Annotated in this window: 16 protein-coding genes and 1 pseudogene; 6 read left to right on the top strand and 11 right to left on the bottom strand. The window is 64.6% G+C overall.

Features of this window, described 5'->3' with window-relative positions; genetic code table 11:
• Positions 1–51 precede the first annotated feature (51 nt).
• The 5 genes from NJF35_RS22490 to NJF35_RS22470 form a co-directional block, all read right to left on the bottom strand.
• Positions 52–669 (bottom strand): FKBP-type peptidyl-prolyl cis-trans isomerase, encoded by a 618-nt coding sequence (locus NJF35_RS22490; protein ID WP_225790578.1) that lies wholly within the window; start codon positions 667–669, stop codon positions 52–54.
• An 87-nt stretch (positions 670–756) separates the two neighbouring features.
• Entirely contained in the window at positions 757–1,062 is a 306-nt protein-coding gene (locus NJF35_RS22485; protein ID WP_225790579.1) for a DUF6482 family protein, read from the bottom strand.
• 138 nt (positions 1,063–1,200) lie between these two features.
• Positions 1,201–1,689, bottom strand: a complete 489-nt coding sequence (locus NJF35_RS22480) for a TIGR00645 family protein (protein WP_225790580.1) — start codon at positions 1,687–1,689, stop codon at positions 1,201–1,203.
• Between the two features lie 239 nt (positions 1,690–1,928).
• A complete protein-coding gene (locus NJF35_RS22475; protein WP_225790581.1) occupies positions 1,929–2,267 on the bottom strand; it encodes a hypothetical protein in 339 nt (112 codons plus the stop codon).
• Between the two features lie 160 nt (positions 2,268–2,427).
• The gene (locus NJF35_RS22470; protein WP_225790582.1) at positions 2,428–4,866 is read right to left on the bottom strand and encodes a Lon protease family protein; all 2,439 of its coding nucleotides are present in this window, start codon (positions 4,864–4,866) and stop codon (positions 2,428–2,430) included.
• Between the two features lie 257 nt (positions 4,867–5,123).
• Between NJF35_RS22470 and NJF35_RS22465 the strand changes: the two genes are divergently transcribed.
• The 3 genes from NJF35_RS22465 (at position 5,124) to NJF35_RS22455 (ending at position 8,157) form a co-directional block, all read left to right on the top strand.
• On the top strand, positions 5,124–5,612 hold the full coding sequence (locus tag NJF35_RS22465; protein ID WP_225790583.1) for a DUF3015 domain-containing protein: 489 nt from the start codon (positions 5,124–5,126) through the stop codon (positions 5,610–5,612).
• A 78-nt stretch (positions 5,613–5,690) separates the two neighbouring features.
• Positions 5,691–7,544 carry a DUF4105 domain-containing protein gene (locus NJF35_RS22460; protein ID WP_253091496.1) on the top strand — a complete coding sequence of 618 codons (1,854 nt, stop codon included), beginning with the start codon at positions 5,691–5,693 and terminating at the stop codon, positions 7,542–7,544.
• Positions 7,545–7,656: 112 nt separating this feature from the next.
• Positions 7,657–8,157, top strand: coding sequence for a GreA/GreB family elongation factor (locus tag NJF35_RS22455; protein ID WP_253091495.1), 501 nt, complete (start codon positions 7,657–7,659; stop codon positions 8,155–8,157).
• Between the two features lie 11 nt (positions 8,158–8,168).
• On the opposite strand, the gene gdhA is transcribed toward NJF35_RS22455, so the two are convergent.
• The 3 genes from gdhA to NJF35_RS22440 all read right to left on the bottom strand — a co-directional run bounded on the left by gdhA (position 8,169) and on the right by NJF35_RS22440 (position 12,017).
• Positions 8,169–9,509, bottom strand: coding sequence for an NADP-specific glutamate dehydrogenase (gene gdhA / locus NJF35_RS22450; RefSeq protein ID WP_225790586.1), 1,341 nt, complete (start codon positions 9,507–9,509; stop codon positions 8,169–8,171).
• A gap of 260 nt (positions 9,510–9,769) precedes the next feature.
• Positions 9,770–11,437, bottom strand: coding sequence for an energy-dependent translational throttle protein EttA (gene ettA, locus NJF35_RS22445; protein WP_225790587.1), 1,668 nt, complete (start codon positions 11,435–11,437; stop codon positions 9,770–9,772).
• Positions 11,438–11,645: 208 nt separating this feature from the next.
• Positions 11,646–12,017 (bottom strand): hypothetical protein, encoded by a 372-nt coding sequence (locus tag NJF35_RS22440; protein ID WP_225790594.1) that lies wholly within the window; start codon positions 12,015–12,017, stop codon positions 11,646–11,648.
• 265 nt (positions 12,018–12,282) lie between these two features.
• On the opposite strand from NJF35_RS22440, the gene NJF35_RS22435 reads away from it, so the two are divergent.
• From NJF35_RS22435 to NJF35_RS22425, 3 genes are all read left to right on the top strand, one after another.
• Positions 12,283–16,113 (top strand): bifunctional diguanylate cyclase/phosphodiesterase, encoded by a 3,831-nt coding sequence (locus tag NJF35_RS22435; protein ID WP_225790588.1) that lies wholly within the window; start codon positions 12,283–12,285, stop codon positions 16,111–16,113.
• 198 nt (positions 16,114–16,311) lie between these two features.
• On the top strand, positions 16,312–17,565 hold the full coding sequence (gene glyA / locus NJF35_RS22430) for a serine hydroxymethyltransferase (RefSeq protein ID WP_225790589.1): 1,254 nt from the start codon (positions 16,312–16,314) through the stop codon (positions 17,563–17,565).
• A gap of 194 nt (positions 17,566–17,759) precedes the next feature.
• Positions 17,760–18,314: a hypothetical protein gene (locus NJF35_RS22425; protein ID WP_225790590.1), complete on the top strand. Its 555-nt coding sequence runs from the start codon at positions 17,760–17,762 to the stop codon at positions 18,312–18,314.
• Between the two features lie 42 nt (positions 18,315–18,356).
• Here the strand turns inward: NJF35_RS22425 and yjiA are convergent, their stop codons facing one another.
• From yjiA to NJF35_RS22410, 3 genes and pseudogenes are all read right to left on the bottom strand, one after another.
• Positions 18,357–19,328, bottom strand: a complete 972-nt coding sequence (yjiA, locus tag NJF35_RS22420; RefSeq protein ID WP_225790591.1) for a GTPase — start codon at positions 19,326–19,328, stop codon at positions 18,357–18,359.
• A gap of 79 nt (positions 19,329–19,407) precedes the next feature.
• A complete protein-coding gene (locus NJF35_RS22415) occupies positions 19,408–19,605 on the bottom strand; it encodes a YbdD/YjiX family protein (protein ID WP_027918412.1) in 198 nt (65 codons plus the stop codon).
• Positions 19,606–19,622: 17 nt separating this feature from the next.
• Positions 19,623–19,866: pseudogene (locus tag NJF35_RS22410) on the bottom strand (carbon starvation protein A); the annotation flags it as partial.

The following is a 19,866-nucleotide window of genomic DNA, read 5'->3' as shown; positions in this document are numbered from 1 at the left end:
TTGTGGGAGCGAGCTTGCCCACGATAAGGCCGCGAAGCGGCCCCAGAGGTATTACAGAACGTCGAGCAGCTCGACGTCGAACACCAGCACGCTGTGCGGCGGGATGCTGCCAACGCCCTGGGCGCCATAGGCCAGCTCGCTCGGCACGTACAGGCGCCACTTGCTACCGGCGTTCATCAGTTGCAGGGCTTCGGTCCAGCCCGCGATCACGCCGCCGACCGGGAACTCGGCCGGCTGGCCGCGCTCGTAGGAGCTGTCGAACACGGTGCCATCGATCAGGGTGCCGTGGTAGTGGGTGCGCACGTTGTCCTCGCGGGACGGCTTGGCGCCCTCGCCGGTGTTCAGCACTTCGTACTGCAGGCCCGACGCCAGGGTAGTGATGCCTTCGCGCTTGGCATTCTCGGCCAGGAAGGCCTTGCCGGCGGCAGCAGCGGCTTCGGCCTTGGCTGCGGCCTCGGCCTGCATCAGGTCACGGATGACCTTGAAGCTGGCCGACAGGTCGGCTTCGCTGACACGGCTGTCGGCACCGTTGAAGGCATCGCTCAGACCGGCCAGGATGGCCTCCAGGCTGACGCCCGGCGGCGGGTTGTCACGCAGCTGGCCGCCCAGCTGACGGCCGATGCCGTAGCTGACGCGGGTTTCGTCGGTGGACAGGTTGAGTTCGGACATTGGCTTGCTCCGCTGCAGGGCGCAATGAAGCCGCGCCCTTGATGAAAAGGGCGAGCAGCCTAGCACACTGGGGCTGCGCCAGGCAGCTTACCAAGCCGAACGCTGGGAAATCGGCACCTTGAGGTCGTCGTCCGACTGCACGCTCATGCCACACATTTCGTCCTGCACCGACCAGTGCACCAGGTTCATCGACAGCATCGGCAGCGATTGCAGGAGGTTGCGCGCATCTTCCACGCAGTGCACCCGCAGTCGCTGTCCACGGTTGTCGGCCAGGGGATGGGCACGGCCCTTGACCCGCGCCTCGAGGAGGTAGTCGCCACCTTCGATGGCGATAAGGTTGAGTTCATCGACATGGCCGGCCCTGGCCTCGACGTTGAGCTGATGCAGGTTCATGGGCGCACCTCGCTACGGGAACCACGCATGTCCGATCATTTTTCGTACAGCTGCCGGGAAAGCACAAGCCATGAACGCGACCGCCCGTCCGTTTCGCAACGGACGGGCGGTGGAGGGCTCGCCGGGGTCGGCCAGCGGTCAGTGCTTGGTGACCTTGTCCAGGTAACCCATGACGAACGCCGAGATGACGAAAGTCATGTGGATGATCACGTACCACATCAGGTAGTCGGTGGAGATGTTCTGGGCATCCATGAACACCCGCAGCAGGTGGATCGAGGAAATCGCCACGATGGAGGCGGCGACCTTCATCTTCAGCGAGGAGGAGTCCATCTTGCCCAGCCAGTTGAGCTTCTCCTTGTTGTCGTCGATGTCCAGCTGCGAGACGAAGTTCTCGTAGCCGGAGATCATCACCATCACCAGCAGGCCGCCGACCAGCGACATGTCGATCAGCGACAGGATGACCAGGATCAGGTCGGCCTCGCTCAGGGAAAAGACATTGGGCAGGACGTGGATGACTTCCTGGAAGAATTTCAGTGCCAGCGCCAGCAGGCCCAGGGACAGGCCGAAATAGATCGGGGCGAGCAGCCAGCGCGAGGCATACATCGCATTTTCGAGGATACGTTCCATGGAGGATAGGGACTCGTCAGAAGGCTAGAAAAGCGAGCGCGAGTATAAGCAAAAGACCGACATCTTGCATTGCGCGGACTTGCCCCGATGCCGGTCGGTCAAGCGGTAACGGGGCTGCCTTGCAGCCCATCGCCGGCAAGCCGGCTCCCACAGGGGCCCGCGCCGTTCACGAATCTGTGCATGCCGGCTTGCCGGCGATGGGGCATGAAGCGGCCCCCTTGGCAGCGGACAGCGCCTGCTCAGGTCTCCGGATGAAACTGGTAATCCCCCAGGTTGCGACAGCGCTCGCCATTGATCCGGCGCAACTGCGCCTGCAGGTGCAGGCACCAGATCTGCGGATCATCGGCGACCTGGTAGCCATGCAAGGTGAGGCTGTCGACGATGGCATTGAGCACCGACTCGGCCACCAGCGGGCCATGGAACGGGCCCTGGGCCTTGATCGCAGAGGGTTGTTCACCGGCCATGCCGGCGGCGAAGAGCAGCGTCCACATGCCGTTGTCACCGGCCAATGGACGAATGCTGCATTCGATGCGGGTCACCAGGCCCAGGCACTGGCGGGTGAGGCTGAGGTTGCGCATGGCGGCGTCCCCTCTGTGAAGCCTTGTTCAGCCTGAACCTCAGGCTGTCTCCATCCTGAACGCTGATACCGTCCTTAAAAACCAGCATAGAAGACCCGCGCCCAGGCTGGAAAACCGGCGCTGAACGGTAGCACATGGCCGCCAGCGCCGTTTTATTGACTCAGGCAGGCTTGGCCTGGGCCAGCGCCTCCTCCAGCCGCTCTTTCTCCGCCTCCTTGATGTCTTCCTCGCTGACCATCTCGGCGATCTCGCGCAGGCGCTCCACCACCCGCGCATTGACGCTGCCCTCGGGGAACTGGCCCTGCGCGTCCGGCGCGCCGGCCTCCTCGCCCACCAGCAGGCTCAAGGCCTCGTCGGCCTGGCTGACGGCATAGACATGGAAACGCCCGGCCTCGACCGCCCGCAGCACCCGCTCGTCGAGCATCAAGGTGGCGACGTTGGCGCGCGGAATGATCACGCCCTGCTCGCCGGTCAGCCCGCGTGCCTCGCACAGCCGGAAGAAGCCTTCGATCTTCTCGTTGACGCCCCCCACTGCCTGCACCTCGCCGAACTGGTTGATCGAGCCGGTGATAGCGAAACACTGCTTGAGCGGCGTGCGGGACAACGCCGAGATCAAGGTGCAGACCTCGCCGAGCGAGGCGCTGTCGCCGTCGACGTAACCATAGGATTGCTCCAGGGCGATGCTCGCCGAGATCGCCAGGGGGAACTCCTGGGCGTAGCGGCTGCCCAGGTAGCCGGTGAGGATCATCACCCCCTTGGAGTGGATCGGCTGGCCGAGGTTGACCTCACGCTCGATGTCGACGATCCCGCTGCCGCCCGGGTAGACCGTGGCGGAGATTCGCGCCGGCATACCGAACGCCGAGTCGCCGACCTCGAGCACGGTCAGGCCGTTGCACTTGCCGATGGCCGCCCCTTCGGTGTCGATCAGGATGATCCCGGCGAGCATGTCGTCGAGCACCCGCTGGGACACCCGCCCGGTGCGCGTGGCCTTGGCCTTGAGCGCCCGCTCGATGTGCCCGGCATCGGTCATTTCGTCGCTGGCCAGTTGGCGGATGAAGTCGGCTTCGCTGACCAACTGGAACAGGTCGCCGATGCGTGCCGACAGGCGCGACTGGTTTTCCGCCAGGCGAGCGCTGTAGGTGGCCAGCCGCGCCACCGCGTCGCTGGTCAGTGGGGCCATGCCCTCTTCGTTGGTGCGTGTGCGAAGCAACTGGGCGAACTGCTCCAGGTTCTCTTCGACCAGGGGCATGTCCTCGTCGAAGTCCACCAGGACCCGGAACATCTCCTGGAAGTCCGAGTCGTGGTCCTGCAGGGCGTAGTACAGCTGGCGCGAACCGATGATCACCAGCTTGACGTTGAGCGGGATCATCTGCGGCGTCAGGGTCACGGTGGCGACCCGGCCCAGTTCGCCCAGCGGCGACTCCATCTTCAGCTTGCGCGACTGCAAGGCGCGCTTGAGGGCGTCCCAGACGAAGGGCTCGCCGAGCATCTTCTCCGCCTCGAGAATCAGGAAGCCACCATTGGCCCGGTGCAACGCGCCTGGGCGCAGCTGGCGGTAGGAGGTGTACAGCGCGCCCTGGTCGGTGCTGTATTCGATACGGCCGAACAGGTTGTCGTAGGTCGGGTGCGGCTCGAACACCACCGGCGCGCCGCCGTTGGCGTGGTGGCCGACCACCAGGCTCGGCGCGTACTGCTCCTCGAGCATCTTGCGCGCCACGGCGTCAGGCTTGCTGTCGTCGACCAGTTGCTCGACCACGGTGCGCAGCAGGTTCAGTTGCACCGATTGCAGGTAGGCGCAGACCGCCGCGTTTTCCGCGTACTTCTCCGACAACGGCGCCAGCAGCGGCTGCAGAGACAGGGTGATGGTCTCTTCGTTGAGCTGGCGCAATTGGTTGTTCGACTCGCGTTTCCACTGGGGCAAGCTGGCCAGTTCCTCGTTGAGGCGCTCCTCCAGCGCGGCGATGTCTTCGTGGAAGCGCTCGCGGACTTCCTCGGGCAACTGGGCGAACTCGGCCTCGTCCAGGGCCTTGCCGTCGCTCATGGGGGTGAAGGCGACATTGCTGGCATCGCGGTACAGGGCCACGTCCTTTTCCAGCGAGGCCCGCTCGATCACGTCCAGGGCACGGTCATAGCGCTGGTTGAAGGCGCGATCGATGGCCCCTTTCTTCTGCTGGTAGGTGGGGTGCTCGAACACCGCCGGGAAGGTGGCCAGCAGGTTGTCGATCAAACCGTTCATGTCGGCGATGAATTCGCTGGCGCTGCCGGCCGGCAGCTCCAGGGCGCGGGGCTCGCGGGTCTCGTCGAAGTTGTTGACGTAGACCCAGTCGGCCGGGGTCTGCTGGCGCTTGCCCTCGGCCTTGAGGTAGCGCTTGACGAACGAGAAGCGCCCGGTGCCGGGCTCGCCCATGACATACACGTTGTATCCGGGGCGCGGCATGGCCACGCCGAACTGCAGGGCCTCGACGGCACGCTCCTGGCCCAGGACCCCTCGGAACGGCTCCAGATCGTCGGTGGTGGAAAAAGCGAACTGCTCGGCGGAGAAACGCCGGGTCAGGGCTTCGGGCGCAAGACGCAGGCGCGAGGCGACAGGATCGGGCATTGGGTTTCCTTACTTCGGCGGGGCGGATGAAAGGCATTCTGGCGCCGCCAACGCGCTGCTTGCAAGGCTTGCCGGGACTTTATGTCGCAGTCCAACCCCAACGATTTCGCAAGCAATTTTTCGCAATAAACAACGCAACCTTTGGATCGTGCCTAAACTCCAACCTGCGCGGGTGGGCGTATTTGCTTTCCCGACCTGGCAACCGGCTTGCCAGAACCCTGACCATTGGTACGTCTACTGAGAAAGAGAACAACGCTATGAAACGGATTCTTCTGGGTACTCTGTTCACCGCAGTTTCGATCAATGCCATGGCAGAAGCGCCTGGCGGACCCAACTGCGGCTGGGGCAACCTGCTGTTCGAGGGCCAGCGCGGCACACCGGCCCACTTCCTGGCATCCACCACCAACGGCACGTCCGGCAATGCGACCTTCGGCATGACCTCGGGCACCAACGGCTGCTCGACCAAGGCGGCCCTGACCTACGGCGGCAAATCCTGGTTCGCCATGAACGGCATGATGAACGAACTCTCCGAAGACATGGCCAAGGGCCAGGGCGAAGCCCTGACCACCTATGCCGTGGTCCTGGGCGTGGCGCCCGAAGACCGCGCGCACTTCGCCACGGTCACCCACCAGCACTTCAGCGAGATCTTCAGCAGTGCCGACGTGACGGCCGAAACCGTCCACAGCAACACCCTCGCGGTCCTCAAGAGCGACCCGCGCCTGGCCAAGTACGCCACCGAGGCCTGAGTCCCGCCTGTCCCGCCCCGATACCGGGGCGGGTACGGCTCATCCACCTTCGGCATCATCCAGACGTAGTTGCCCGACATGCTCAAACGCCTCGCCTCCCTGGCGCTCATCGCCAGTGCCCCGCTTCATGCCGCACCGCAGCTCGACCCGGCACGCCTGCAACAGCTGGCTTCGACCCCCTACTGGATCGCCCTCGGCCACTACGAGACCGGCACGCTCGGCGGCTGGCGCAGCTATGTGGACGATGACGCCTTCTTCCTCGCCGAGGACGGCGCCCATCACCCGGACCGCGAACTGCAAGCCACGGTGCAGGCGCTGTACGCCCCGGCCAGCCTGGGCGACAAGCATGCCCAGTGCGTCTTTCCGGCGCGCACCCGCTGGCTGCGCGAGCAGCTCGCGCTGAACGACCTGCCGCAGCCGGACTGCCAGGAATACACCACCTGGTACCGCGCCATCGACCCGCACAGCACTGTGCTGGTGTTTCCGGCGGCCTACCTGAACAGCCCCTCGTCGATGTTCGGCCATACCTTGCTGCGCATCGACCAGGCCAATACCCGCAGCGACGACACCACGCTGCTGAGCTACGCGATCAACTTCGGTGCCTACATCGAGGGCAGCGACAACAGCATCCTCTATGCCTGGAAAGGCTTGATGGGCGGCTATCCGGGCCTGTTCGCGCTGATGCCCTACCAGGAAAAGCTCTCCGAATACCGCAGCCTGGAGAACCGCGACCTGTGGGAATACCAGCTGGACCTGACACCGGAGGAGACGGGGCGCATGGTCGAGCACGTCTGGGAGCTCAAGCAGATCCAGTTCGACTATTTCTTCTTCGACGAGAACTGCTCCTACCGCCTGCTGGAACTCCTGCAGGTGGCGCGCCCTGGCCTGGACCTGACTTCACAGTTCCCGTTGACCGCCATTCCCACCGACACGGTCAAGGCCGTCAAGCAGTCCGGCCTGGTCGCCAGCGTACGCTATCGGCCGTCCCGCGAACGCGAACTGCTGGCCCGCGCCGAGCCGCTGGAGCATGACGAGAAACGCCAGGTGCTGGCCATCAGCGCCGACACCGACCAGTTGCAAAGCCCCGAGTTCACGGCCCTGCCCCGCGAGCGCCAGGCGCTGGTACAGGACGCGGCCTACCGCCTGGAGCGTTACCGTGCCAACGGCCGGGAACGCGACCCGGCCCAGGCCAGGCGCAGCTTCGAGCTGCTGCGGGCGATCAATCGCAACCCACCGCCGCCCCTGGAGATCGAGCGCCCGGGCCTGCCCGAGAACGGCCACCAGTCGCGCACCTGGCAGTTGGGTGTGGGCACCCGCGACGACCGCGCCTATGCCGAATACGGCCTGCGCATGGCCTACCACGACCTCAACGACAACGCCTACGGCTTCCCCCTCGGCGCGCAGATCGAGATCCTCCAGCTCAAGCTGCGCCAGTACGAGGGCAACGACTGGCAGGTACAACGCCTGGACCTGGCGACCATCCGCTCCCTGACCCCGCGCAACGAACTGCTCAAGCCCTGGTCGTGGCAGGTTGCCGGTGGCCTGGAGCGGGTGCCGGGCAAGCACGACGACGAGGTGCTGGTCAGCCACGTCAATGGCGGTGCCGGCGGAACCTGGCAGTTGGCCGATGGCCTGCTGGGCTTTGCCCTGGGCACGGTGCGGGTCGAACACCACAACGACTTCGCCCAGTTCGTCGCACCGGCGGCGGGTTTCAATGGCGGGCTGTTGTGGCGCAATGGCCTGGGCAACATGACCCTGGAGGCCAAGGGCGACTATTTCGCCAATGGCGAAGTGCGGCGCAGCCTGAGCCTCAACCAGCAGTGGGAGATCAACCGCGACCTGGGGCTGAGGCTGAGCGCCCGGCGCACCTTCAGCCAGTTGGCCACGGCGCAGAACGAGGTGATGCTGGAGTTGAAGTGGTATCACTACTGATGGGGCTGCCTCATGGCTGACGGGCCATCGCTGGATGGCAAGGAAGTCGCAATCGGACACCCCTTGAAACTCGCAACCTGCCATCATGGTCTGCTGCACAAGGAGGCCTTCCATGAGCCGAGCATTCGTCAAAGAGGATCAGGCCGCCGCCCAGGCCAACCAGCCGGTGGAGCGCCGGGTCAGCGACCAGCCCAACTACGTCACGGCCAAGGGCCTGGCCCAATTGCAGCAGCGCCTGGCCGAGCTCAATGCGCTACGCAGCGAGCTGCAGGCCCAGGGTGAGCACGCCGACAAGCAGCGCCTGGCCGATGCCGAACGTGACCTGCGCTACTTCGGCGCGCGCGTGCAGAGCGCCCAGGTGGTGCCCGCCGCGACCTCGCGGGACAAGGTGCAGATCGGCAGCCGGGTGACCTTCGTCGATGAACAGGACCAGGAACACAGGGTTCAACTGGTGGGAGAGGACCAGGCCGATGCCGCGCAGGGCCTGGTCAACTGGGGATCGCCCCTGGGCCGCGCGCTACTGGGCGCCGGCCCCGGCGACGAGGTGCTGTGGCGACGACCTGCCGGCGATCAGCTGATCGAGGTCATCGCCATCGAGGCGCAGGACGAGTAGCCCGCAGGCTACTAGACCACTCCCTGGGCCAGCATGGCATCGGCGACCTTGACGAAACCGGCGATGTTGGCGCCCTTGACGTAGTTGATGGAGCCGTCGGCTTCCTCGCCGTAGTGCACGCAGGCGTGGTGGATCGACTGCATGATGTTGTGCAGCTTGCTGTCCACTTCGCCAGCGGTCCACAGCAGGCGCATGGCGTTCTGCGACATCTCCAGGCCCGAAACGGCCACGCCACCGGCGTTGGAGGCCTTGCCCGGGGCATAGAGGATGCCGGCTTCCAGGAAGATATCCACAGCCTCGAGGGTCGTCGGCATGTTGGCGCCTTCCGCCACGCAGATGCAGCCGTTGCGCAGCAAGGTGCGGGCATCCTCGGCGTCCAGCTCGTTCTGGGTGGCGCACGGCAGGGCGATGTCGCACGGCAGGCTCCACGGGGTCTGGCCCTTGCGGAACTCCAGGCCATACAGGCTGGCCAGCTCGCTGATGCGGCCGCGCTTGACGTTCTTGAGTTCCATCAGCGCTTGCCACTGCTCGTCGGTCAGGCCGGCTTCGCAGAACAGGGTGCCTTCGGAGTCGGACAGCGAGATCACCTTGCCGCCCAGGTCCATGACCTTGCGTGCCGCATACTGCGCGACGTTGCCGGAGCCGGAGATGGCCACGCGGCGGCCGTCGATGCGCAGGTCGCGGCGTTTGAGCATTTCCTCGGCGAAGTACACGCAGCCGTAGCCGGTGGCCTCCGGGCGGATCAGGCTGCCGCCGTAGGTCATGCCCTTGCCGGTCAGCACCGACGTGAACTGGTTGGCCAGGCGCTTGTACTGGCCGAACATGTAGCCGATCTCGCGGGCGCCGACGCCGATGTCACCGGCAGGCACGTCCAGGTCGGCGCCGATGTGGCGATACAGCTCGCTCATGAAGGCCTGGCAGAAGCGCATGACCTCGGCATCGCTCTTGCCCTTCGGATCGAAGTCCGAGCCGCCCTTGCCGCCGCCCATGGGCAGCGAGGTCAGCGAGTTCTTGAAGACTTGCTCGAAGGCCAGGAACTTGAGCACGCCCAGGTTGACCGACGGATGGAAGCGCAGGCCGCCCTTGTATGGGCCGATGGCGCTGCTCATCTGGATGCGGTAGCCGCGGTTGACCTGGACCTTGCCCTGGTCATCGACCCAGGACACGCGGAACAGTACCGCACGCTCCGGCTCAACCATGCGTTCGAGGATGCCGGCCTGCAGGTAATGGGGGTTGGCTTCGAGGAAGGGCCAGAGGCTGCGCAGCACTTCTTCGACGGCCTGGTGGAACTCGGGCTGGGCCGGGTCGCGCTGCTTGAGGCGGGCCAGGAAATGGTCGACGGATTCGATCATGGTAGACATCTCACCAAGAGGGATTTGGACTTATTTGGTTTTTTCTGGAATGTACCAAGAAGCAATCGCACTGGAATAGGGCGCAATGTCGTTTTTTTGAATTTTTTTGGTGCGTTTTATATAAATGTATACAAAACGGGCGTTTCCTGCTGGCGGCTCCGCCCTCTTCGCGTCGGCGCGGCGCCAAGATGCCAGCCCCGTTTCGAGCCGGCACAAAAATGGGGCCATGAAGGCCCCACTATCGTGCAACCCGTTGCGGGTTACTGCGCCAGCTTCTTGTGCCGTACCCGGTGCGGCTGGGCGGCAGCATCGCCCAGGCGCTTCTTGCGATCGGCTTCGTACTCGGTGTAGTTGCCCTCGAAGAACACCACGTTCGAGTCGTCCTCGTAGGCCAGGATGTGCGTGGCCACGCGGTCCAGGAACCAACGGTCGTGGGAGATCACGATGGCCGCGCCCGGGAAGTCCAGCAGGGCTTCTTCCAGCGAACGCAGGGTCTCGACGTCGAGATCGTTGGACGGTTCGTCGAGCAGCAGGACGTTGCCACCCTCCTTCAGCGTCAGGGCCAGGTGCAGACGGCCACGCTCACCACCGGAGAGGTCCTTGACGAACTTCTGCTGGTCACCGCCCTTGAAGTTGAAGCGGCCGACGTAGGTGCGCGACGGGATCTCGTAGCTGCCGATGCGGATCATGTCGGAGCCATCGGAAATCTGCTGGAACACGGTCTTGCCGCCGTCCAGGTCGTCGCGGCTCTGGTCGACGCAGGCCAGTTGCACGGTTTCGCCGATCTCGATGCTGCCCGAATCCGGCTGTTCCTTGCCCATGATCATGCGGAACAGGGTCGACTTACCGGCACCGTTGCCGCCGATCACGCCAACGATGGCGCCCTTGGGCATGGAGAACGACAGATTGTCGATCAGTACACGGTCGCCATAGCCCTTGGTGACGTTCTTGAACTCGATGACCTTGTCGCCCAGGCGCGGGCCTGCCGGGATATAGATCTCGTTGGTCTCGCTGCGCTTCTGGAACTCTTGCGACTGCATCTCCTCGAAGCGCGCCAGACGGGCCTTGGACTTGGACTGGCGGGCCTTGGCGCCTTTGCGCACCCACTCCAGTTCTTCCTTCATGGCCTTCTCATGGGCGGTCTGCTGCTTGGATTCCTGCTCCAGGCGCGCCGACTTGGCTTCCAGCCAGCCCGAGTAGTTGCCTTCGTACGGGATGCCGGCGCCGCGGTCCAGCTCGAGGATCCAGCCGGCGACGTTGTCGAGGAAGTAACGGTCGTGGGTGATCGCCACCACGGTGCCGGGGAAGTCGTGCAGGAAGTGCTCCAGCCAGGCCACCGAGTCGGCGTCCAGGTGGTTGGTCGGCTCGTCCAGCAGCAGCATGTCGGGAGCCGACAGCAGCAGGCGGCACAGGGCCACACGGCGCTTCTCACCGCCAGACAGGTGCTCGACCTTGGCGTCCCACGGCGGCAGGCGCAGGGCGTCGGCGGCGACTTCCAGCTGACGCTCCAGGTTGTGGCCATCGGCGGCCTGCAGGATGGCTTCCAGCTTGGCCTGCTCGGCGGCCAGCTTGTCGAAGTCGGCATCCGGCTCTGCATAGGCGGCGTAGACCTCGTCCAGGCGAGCCTGAGCGTCCTTGATCACGCTCACCGCTTCCTCGACCACCTCGCGGACGGTCTTGTTCGGGTCCAGTTGCGGCTCCTGGGGCAGGTAGCCGACGTTGATATCGGGCATCGGACGGGCTTCGCCGTCGAACTCCTTGTCGACGCCCGCCATGATCCGCAGCAGGGTCGACTTGCCCGCGCCGTTGAGGCCGAGCACACCGATCTTCGCGCCTGGGAAGAACGACAGGGAGATGTTCTTCAGGATTTCCCGCTTCGGCGGCACGACCTTGCTCAGCCGATGCATGGTGTAGACGTATTGAGCCAAAACCAAGCCCTCTATAGATAGGTAAAGACATCGACGCTCGCCTGGCGGGCGCCAGGGGGATGCGTTTACGGGGTGTCATTGAACAAAGTGGGCCATTCTACGCCAAGTGGTGGCGTTGACCAGATGGGGCGCCGAAGCGCCGCTTCCACACCAGGACACTGTGGAAGCGGGCAAAGCCTGCGGTCGGGGACGAAGCCCTCGCCAGGCCTCAGACGTGGGCCTGTTTCACCTTGCCCCGTGGCAGGCGGCAGCGCTCGGATTGCCCGGCCAGGCGAGCGGCCCAGGCGGCCTTGACGCTGAAACCGCCGGAGCGGGCAGGTTTGCCGGTAGCCGCTGCGGCCGGCTTGGGCGCAGGCTTGGCGGCAGACGCCACGACCGGCTCGGCAACGGCCTTGGCGGACTTGCGCAGTTCAGCCAGCGACGGGCTCTTGCGCACATTGGCGGCGGCCGGGTCGGGCTTGGCCAGCGAACGCTGGCAGGACTTGCAGGATACGTCATCGGCCACGGCAGTGCTGACCAGGGTCTGACTGCTGCGCCCGCAGGCGGAATCGAGGCCATTGGTGGAATAATGGGTAACCAAACCGTACATCTCCGATGCGTTGACTATGAAGCGGCGGCATTCTCGCACAGGTCGCAGGGACTTGCCGAACGAGGATCAGCGGTAGCGACCACTGGCAGCAGACACAGCCGCTGGCACTTTGCCATAATTGGGGGCATGCTAGTCGGTGACTAGCTGCAAGCTGCAAGAAAAAGCAGATTGGCGTCGAGGCTGCTTTTGCTTTTGGCTTGCAGCTTGCCGCTTTGTTTCACCCCTGCCATCGCCAGCCCAATCGCAGGACCATCGCTTGACCGATCTTACCCACCCGTCATCCCTGCGCCCTGCCCTGCCTGCGTCGAGCAGCGCCCTGCGCGGCTCGCTCAAGGGCACGCTGGCCCTGCTGGCCTTGGTCCTGCTGGGGTTGCTGCTATGGCAATTGTTCGCCCAGTTCCGTCACACCCAGGCCGACCTTCGCCAACGGAGCCTGGCGACGAATGCGGAACTGGCCGACCACCTGACCCTGAACATGGCGCTTCAGGCCCAACAGGCGGTGAACCTGCTGCAACCCTACATCGAAGCGCCGACACCGGCGGCGCTGCCCTCGCTGCTGCAGACCCTGCAGCAGCGCCTGCCCGGCCTGCACCACGTGGCCTGGCTGGGCAGCGCCGGGCAGGTCAGGCGCGACAGTCTCGCGAACACCCCCGACCGTCAACTGATCGCCGAGCTCCTGCAACTCAGCCAGGGACGTGCATATTTCTTCAGCGACGCCGCAGACAGCCGCCAGGTCTACCTGCTGCTGCGCCAGCCGGCCGAACAGGATCGCGGCTACTGGCTGTTGCGCCTGTCCAACGACTACTACAAGACGCTGACCCACCGTCTGGAAGGTGCGGGCCATCCCCTGTGGCTGCTGGAAAGCAGCCGCAGCGGCGAGGTGCTTGCGCGCAACAGGCCTACCCTGCTCAGCGACGAGCCCCTGCAAAGCGTGATGCTGGCCTTGCTCGACAACAGCACCTGGCAACTGCGTGGGCTGTTCGATGCCGGCCTTGCCCGAGAGACGCTGCTGCCGGCGCTGATCGGCAAGTGCCTGTTGGTGCTGGTCTGTGCCTTGCTGCCGGTGCTCGCCCTGATCAACATGCGCCGCCGCCAGCGCGCCTTGCAGGAAGATCACCGGCGCTACCAGGAGATCTTCGAGGGCACCGGCGTGGCGTTGTGCGTGCTCGACCTCTCCAGCCTGCCCGGCCAGCTCGACCGCTACCACCTGCGCAACCGCGCCGCCCTCAAGCAGAGCCTGGCCCTGGACGGCAGCCTGCGCCGCTCGCTACTGCAGGAACTGAAGATCACCGAGATCAACCAGGTCGCCCGGCAACTGCTCAACGTCGAATGCAACGAAGGCGCCTGGCAGCGCCTGATCGCAGGCAGCGGCGAGGGTCGCGACAGCATCGGCATGCAGCTGATCGACGCCCTGATCGAGCAACGCCCCCTGCTGGAACTGGAAGTCTGCCTGCCCGCGCCCCTGGGCGGCGAACTGCACCTGTGGCTGATGGCCCGCCTGCCCCAGCAGCGCCGGGACTACCAGGCGGTGATCCTGAGCATCAGCGATATCACCAGCCGCAAGCAGGTCGAGCTGTCGCTGCTTGAGCGCGAGAGTTTCTGGTCCGATGTGGTGCGCACCGTCCCCGACCAGTTGTACGTGCAGGACGTGCAGAGCCAGCGGATGATCTTCAGCAACCGCCACCTCGGCCAAACCCTCGGCTACGACCGCACCGAGCTGACACAGATGGGCGACCGCTTCTGGGAACTGTTGCTGCACCCGGAGGACAGCGAGCACTACCACGCGCTGCGCCGCCAACAGCGCGACACCGGCCACGGCGACTCCTTGCACTGCCAGTTGCGCTTTCGCCACCGCGATGGCAACTGGCGCTGCTACGACATCCGCGAACAGGTGCTGACCCGCGATGCCGACGGCCTGGTCACCCGTATCATCGGCGTGGGCAAGGACGTCACGGTGCAGATCGAGGCCAGCGAGTCCCTGCGCGACAGCGAACAGCGCTATCGCATGCTGGCCGAAAGCATCAGCGACGTGATCTTCTCGACCAACAGCCAGTTGCAACTCGATTACGTCAGCCCTTCCGCGCAAGCCGTGCTGGGCTACCCGGCCGAGTGGTTCTTCCAGCACGGCTGGCAGTCGGTCATCGCCAACCCGGCCCAGCTCACCGGCCTCTACAGCCTGATGGAGCGGGTCAGCAAGGCCCTGGGCGACAGCGAACAGCTGGTCCAGCTGCGCAGCCAGCTGCCGACCCAGATGTTCCTGTTCGACTGCCTGCGCGCCGATGGCCGCAAGATCCCCATCGAACTGCGCCTGGTGCTGGTGTGGGACGAGCACGAGTGCTTCGAGGGCCTGCTCGGCGTCGGCCGCGACATCAGCCAGCAGCGCCGCGCCGAGAAGGACCTGCGCATGGCGGCGACGGTATTCGAACACTCGACCTCGGCCATTCTCATCACCGACCCGGCCGGCTACATCGTCCAGGCCAACGAGGCCTTCAGCCGCGTCAGCGGCTACGCGGTCAGCGAGGTGCTCGACCAGTTGCCGGGCATGCTCACGGTCGATGAACAGCAGGACGCGCACCTGCGCTATGTGCTCAAGCAACTGCACCAGCGTGGCAGCTGGGAAGGCGAGGTATGGCTCAAGCGGCGCAACGGCGAGCCGTATCCAGCGTGGGTCGGCATCACCGCGGTGCTCGACGAGGAAGGCGACCTGGCCAGCTATGTGTGCTTCTTCACCGACATCAGCGAACGCAAGGCCAGCGAGCAGCGTATCCACCGCCTGGCGTACTACGACGCATTGACCCACCTGCCCAACCGTACTCTGTTCCAGGACCGGCTCCATACCGCCCTGCAGCAGGCCGAGCGGCACAAGGCGTGGGTGGTACTGATGTTCCTCGACCTGGACCGTTTCAAGCCGATCAACGACTCCCTGGGCCACGCGGCGGGCGACCGCATGCTCAAGGACATGGCCCAGCGCCTGTTGGCCTGTGTCGACGACGACGATACCGTGGCACGCATGGGTGGCGACGAGTTCACCCTGCTGCTGCAACCCAGGGCGAGCCGCGAGATGGCCTTGAACCGCGCCATCCACGTGGCCGAGAACATCCTCGGCAGCCTGGTACGGCCGTTCGTCCTGGAGGGCCGCGAGTTCTTCGTCACTGCCAGCATCGGCATCGCCCTCAGCCCGCAGGATGGCAGCGAGCTCAGCCAGTTGATGAAGAACGCCGACACGGCCATGTACCACGCCAAGGAGCGCGGCAAGAACAATTTCCAGTTCTACCAGGCCGACATGAACGCCAGCGCCCTGGAGCGCCTGGAGCTGGAAAGCGACCTGCGCCATGCCTTGGAGCAGAACGAGTTCATGCTCTACTACCAACCGCAGTTCAGCGGCGACGGCAAGCGCCTGACCGGTGCCGAGGCGCTGCTGCGCTGGCGCCACCCACGCCGCGGCCTGGTACCGCCGGGCGACTTCATCCCGGTGATCGAGGAGCTGGGCCTGGTGGTGGATGTCGGCGACTGGGTACTGCGCGAGGCCAGCCGCCAGCTCAAGGCCTGGCACAAGGCCAGGGTGCGGGTGCCGAAGGTGTCGGTGAACATTTCGGCGCGGCAGTTCTCCGATGGCCAGTTGGGCACCCGCATCGCCACCATCCTGGAGGAAACCGGCCTGCCGCCGGCCTGCCTGGAGCTGGAGCTGACCGAAAGCATTCTGATGCGCGAGGTCAACGAGGCCATGCAGATCCTCGACAGCCTGAAGAAGCTGGGCCTGAGCATTGCGGTCGACGACTTCGGCACGGGTTATTCATCGCTCAACTACCTCAAGCAGTTCCCCATCGACGTGCTGAAGATCGACCGCACCTTCGTCGACGGCCTGCCCGCGGGCGAGCAGGACGCGCAGATCGCCCGGGCGATCATCGCCATGGCCCACAGCCTGAACCTGGCGGTGATCGCCGAGGGCGTGGAAACCCATGAGCAACTGGAGTTCCTGCGCGAGCACGACTGCGACGAAGTACAGGGCTACCTGTTCGGCCGGCCGATGCCGGCCCACCAGTTCGAAGCGCAATTCAGCAACGAGACGCTGTTCGTGTTTCAGTGAGCTGCAAGAAAAAGCCGTGCACGCCGCCGATGAGGCAGATGTCCCACAGGTTCAGCAGCGACCCCTCTTGTAGCTTGCAGCTCGCCGCTTGGTCGTCGTGAATTCCATTGGTCCGCGACATGACGCCTCTTCATATGCCAGGCCAGGGCCAATGGGTTAGAATGCCCCCCCAATTCAGCCCGATCCTTGAGGACCGCCATGTTCAGCCGTGATTTGACCATTGCCAAGTACGACGCCGAGCTCTTCGAAGCCATGCAGCAGGAAGCTCAGCGCCAGGAAGAGCATATCGAGCTGATCGCTTCGGAAAACTACACCAGCCCGGCCGTCATGGAGGCCCAGGGTTCGGTACTGACCAACAAGTACGCCGAAGGCTACCCGGGCAAGCGCTACTACGGCGGTTGCGAGCACGTCGACGTGATCGAGCAACTGGCCATCGACCGCGCCAAGCAACTGTTCGGCGCCGACTACGCCAACGTCCAGCCGCACGCCGGCTCCCAGGCCAACGCCGCCGTCTACCTGGCCCTGCTGCAGGCCGGCGACACCCTCCTGGGCATGAGCCTGGCCCACGGCGGCCACCTGACCCACGGCGCCAGCGTCAGCTCCTCCGGCAAGCTGTACAACGCCGTGCAGTACGGCATCGACGCCAACGGCCTGATCGACTACGACGAAGTCGAGCGCCTGGCCCTGGAGCACAAGCCGAAGATGATCGTCGCCGGCTTCTCCGCCTACTCCCAGGTCCTGGACTTCCCGCGCTTCCGTGAGATCGCCGACAAGGTCGGTGCCTACCTGTTCGTCGACATGGCCCACGTGGCCGGCCTGGTCGCTGCTGGCATCTACCCGAACCCGGTCCCGTTCGCCGACGTGGTCACCACCACCACCCACAAGACCCTGCGCGGTCCGCGTGGCGGCCTGATCCTGGCGCGCAAGAACGAAGAGATCGAGAAGAAGCTCAACTCCGCGGTCTTCCCGGGCGCCCAGGGCGGTCCGCTGGAGCACGTCATCGCCGGCAAGGCGATCTGCTTCAAGGAAGCGCTGCAGCCTGAGTTCAAGGCCTACCAGCAGCAAGTGGTGAAGAACGCCCAGGCCATGGCCGGCGTGTTCATCGAGCGTGGTTTCGACGTCGTCTCCGGCGGCACCCAGAACCACCTGTTCCTGCTGTCGCTGATCAAGCAGGACATCACCGGCAAGGACGCAGACGCTGCCCTGGGCCGAGCCTACATCACCGTGAACAAGAACTCGGTACCGAACGACCCACGTTCGCCGTTCGTCACCTCGGGCCTGCGCATCGGCACCCCGGCCGTCACCACCCGTGGTTTCAAGGAAGCCGAGTGCCGCGAGCTGGCCGGCTGGATCTGCGACATCCTCGCCGACCTGAACAACGAAGCGGTGATCGACGCCGTGCGTGAGAAGGTCAAGGCCATCTGCAAGAAGCTGCCGGTGTACGGCAACTAAATTGGCGATTGCCTGATGTGAGAAGCCCGGTCTAGTACCGGGCTTTTTGATTGTGGACACAACCCCATCGCTGACGGCTGAACGCTCTCGCTCACGAGACTGGCCGAGCAAGGCCAGGAATGAACGGATTCCCGCTGCGCCCAGTACTCATGACCACCTTAAGGTAGGCATCCATCACCCCGAGGAGATGCGTCATGCCAACCCACCGCCAGCTATCGTTCATTGCCGAAATCAGCAGCCAGGGTGCTGATCTCAACCTGCTTGAAACCTTGCTGGGCAAGCCTGCCAAAGTCATCCTTCCCGGCACGGGAGGCGGCGTCTTCAGTGGACGCTTCAACGAACGGGACGACTCGCACCTGCTCTGTCACCAAGCAGCCTCTGTGCCCCAGCGCCCCATGAAGGTCTATTTCCGTCATACGGACAAAGGCTACACCTTGTCCGTCCACTCGCCAGGCAATCACTTCGGCAAGTGTCTCTGTCGAGACGACAACGGGGCCATTGCCGTATACAGGCCCGAAGATGTCACGCCTTCCTACTTCGAGATGGTAGGTCCCCAGGGGGAGATCACCCTGACGGATAAGCCCATCAACCCACTCATCTGCCTGCTGCGTGAACGAAGCTCCGGCAAATGCTTGCATCGCCAGCGGCGGCATGACTCCAAGCACATGTACCTGTTCGCCAAGCACGACCAGTTTCTGCCGATCAGGATCAATATCCTCGAATATAAAAATGAGCCGGACGAAGGCTGACTAACCGCCCTGGTGCAGAGGCGACCCAAGCCCACGAGGCCATTAGCTCAACGCAGCGAATCCTTCCCGGATCGTCTCCTCCGGTAGTTCATCGCCAATGAACACCATCACGCTTTCCCGCACCTCTCCTTCAGCCCACTCGGTATCCCAGTCGAAGCCATACAGCTTGAGCACGCCCTGGAATACCAGGCGACGCTCTTCGCCGGCGATGTTCAGCACGCCCTTGTAGCGCAGCAGCTGCTTGCCGTGGTTTTCCAGCAACTCGTTCATGAAGTCACTGAGACGGTCGATGTCCAACGGCGTCTCGCTACGCAGCACCAGGGTGGAGATACGGTCCGGCGTGGCAGGCTTGAGGACTGGGCGCAGGGCTGGCTTGAGGCTGCCACCCAGGTCGGTGTTGAGGTTGAACCCGCGCACGTCGAGCAACTCGGCCAGGTCGATGCGGCCGTGTTCGACCACACGGATCGCGGCGCGACCGTTGATGCGGGCCAGGCGCTCCTGCAGGGCCTCGACGGCGCCAGGCTCGACCAGGTCGGTCTTGCTCAGCAGCAGGCGGTCGGCGAAGCCCACCTGGGCCTGGGCGATGGCCTGGGTCAGGTGCAGCTCGGCATGGGCAGCATCGACCAGGGTGATGATGCCGTCGAGGATATAGCGCTCGCGCAGCTCCTCATCGATGAAGAAGGTCTGCGCCACAGGTGCCGGGTCGGCAAGGCCGGTGCACTCGATCACCAGGCGGTCGAAGGCGATCTCGCCGGCGTCCAGGCGTTCGAGCAGCAGGTACAGGGCACGGGTCAGGTCGCCGTGGATGCTGCAGCATACGCAGCCGTTGGCCAGGGTCATGACCTGCACCGGCTCGTCGCCCAGCAATTGGCTGTCGATGCCGGCCTCGCTGAACTCGTTCTCGATCACAGCGATCTTCAGGCCGTGCTCGGCCTTGAGCATGTGCTTGAGCAAGGTGGTCTTGCCGGCACCGAGAAAGCCGGTCAGGACAGTAACGGGAATGGGCGTTTGCACGCAGTTGCCTCCATGAAGCCGAAAATGACTGTGGGAGCCAGGTTACCCGGGCTCCCACAGGTTCATGCATGTCGCGGGGTCAACAACACTTGGGCCCGGACTTGCCACCGTAACGGGCTTCCTGGCGCTCCCTGAAGAACGCCTCGTAGCTCATCACCGGCTTGTCCGGATGCTTGGCCTGCATGTGCTCGACATAGTTGTCGTAGTCGGGCATGCCGACCATCAGGCGGGCTGCCTGCCCCAGGTACTTACCCAGTCGCCCCAGGTCGTTGAACATCGCGGTATTCCTCTTCGTTACGCGTCAGGCAGCGCCTGGAACGGGGTTTCCTTGTCGGTGCGCTCCTTGCGGCCCAGGGCGGCGAAGCCGACCTTGATGGCGAAGAACAGCACGCTGAACACCACCACCAGGAACAGCACGGTCAGGCCCGCGTTGGTGTAGGCATTGAACACCACGTGCTGCATCTGCGCCAGGTCCTTGGCCGGCGCCAGTACCTGGCCGGCGTCCAGCGCAGTGCTGTACTTGTTGGCCAGGGCCAGG

It is taken from the genome of Pseudomonas guariconensis (assembly GCF_024127895.1).
Classification (GTDB): domain Bacteria; phylum Pseudomonadota; class Gammaproteobacteria; order Pseudomonadales; family Pseudomonadaceae; genus Aquipseudomonas; species Aquipseudomonas guariconensis_B.
Note: the sequence above shows the minus strand (reverse complement) of the source record. Positions and strands in the feature narration are given on the sequence as shown.

Coding starts and splice junctions, on each gene's coding strand:
- NJF35_RS22490 (WP_225790578.1), bottom strand. CDS start 669: ATGTCCGAACTCAACCTGTCCACCGACGAAACCCGCGTCAGCTACGGC.
- glyA (WP_225790589.1), top strand. CDS start 16,312: ATGTTCAGCCGTGATTTGACCATTGCCAAGTACGACGCCGAGCTCTTC.
- NJF35_RS22480 (WP_225790580.1), bottom strand. CDS start 1,689: ATGGAACGTATCCTCGAAAATGCGATGTATGCCTCGCGCTGGCTGCTC.
- NJF35_RS22455 (WP_253091495.1), top strand. CDS start 7,657: ATGAGCCGAGCATTCGTCAAAGAGGATCAGGCCGCCGCCCAGGCCAAC.
- NJF35_RS22415 (WP_027918412.1), bottom strand. CDS start 19,605: ATGTTCAACGACCTGGGGCGACTGGGTAAGTACCTGGGGCAGGCAGCC.
- NJF35_RS22485 (WP_225790579.1), bottom strand. CDS start 1,062: ATGAACCTGCATCAGCTCAACGTCGAGGCCAGGGCCGGCCATGTCGAT.
- NJF35_RS22460 (WP_253091496.1), top strand. CDS start 5,691: ATGCTCAAACGCCTCGCCTCCCTGGCGCTCATCGCCAGTGCCCCGCTT.
- gdhA (WP_225790586.1), bottom strand. CDS start 9,509: ATGATCGAATCCGTCGACCATTTCCTGGCCCGCCTCAAGCAGCGCGAC.
- NJF35_RS22470 (WP_225790582.1), bottom strand. CDS start 4,866: ATGCCCGATCCTGTCGCCTCGCGCCTGCGTCTTGCGCCCGAAGCCCTG.
- NJF35_RS22425 (WP_225790590.1), top strand. CDS start 17,760: ATGCCAACCCACCGCCAGCTATCGTTCATTGCCGAAATCAGCAGCCAG.
- NJF35_RS22465 (WP_225790583.1), top strand. CDS start 5,124: ATGAAACGGATTCTTCTGGGTACTCTGTTCACCGCAGTTTCGATCAAT.
- NJF35_RS22475 (WP_225790581.1), bottom strand. CDS start 2,267: ATGCGCAACCTCAGCCTCACCCGCCAGTGCCTGGGCCTGGTGACCCGC.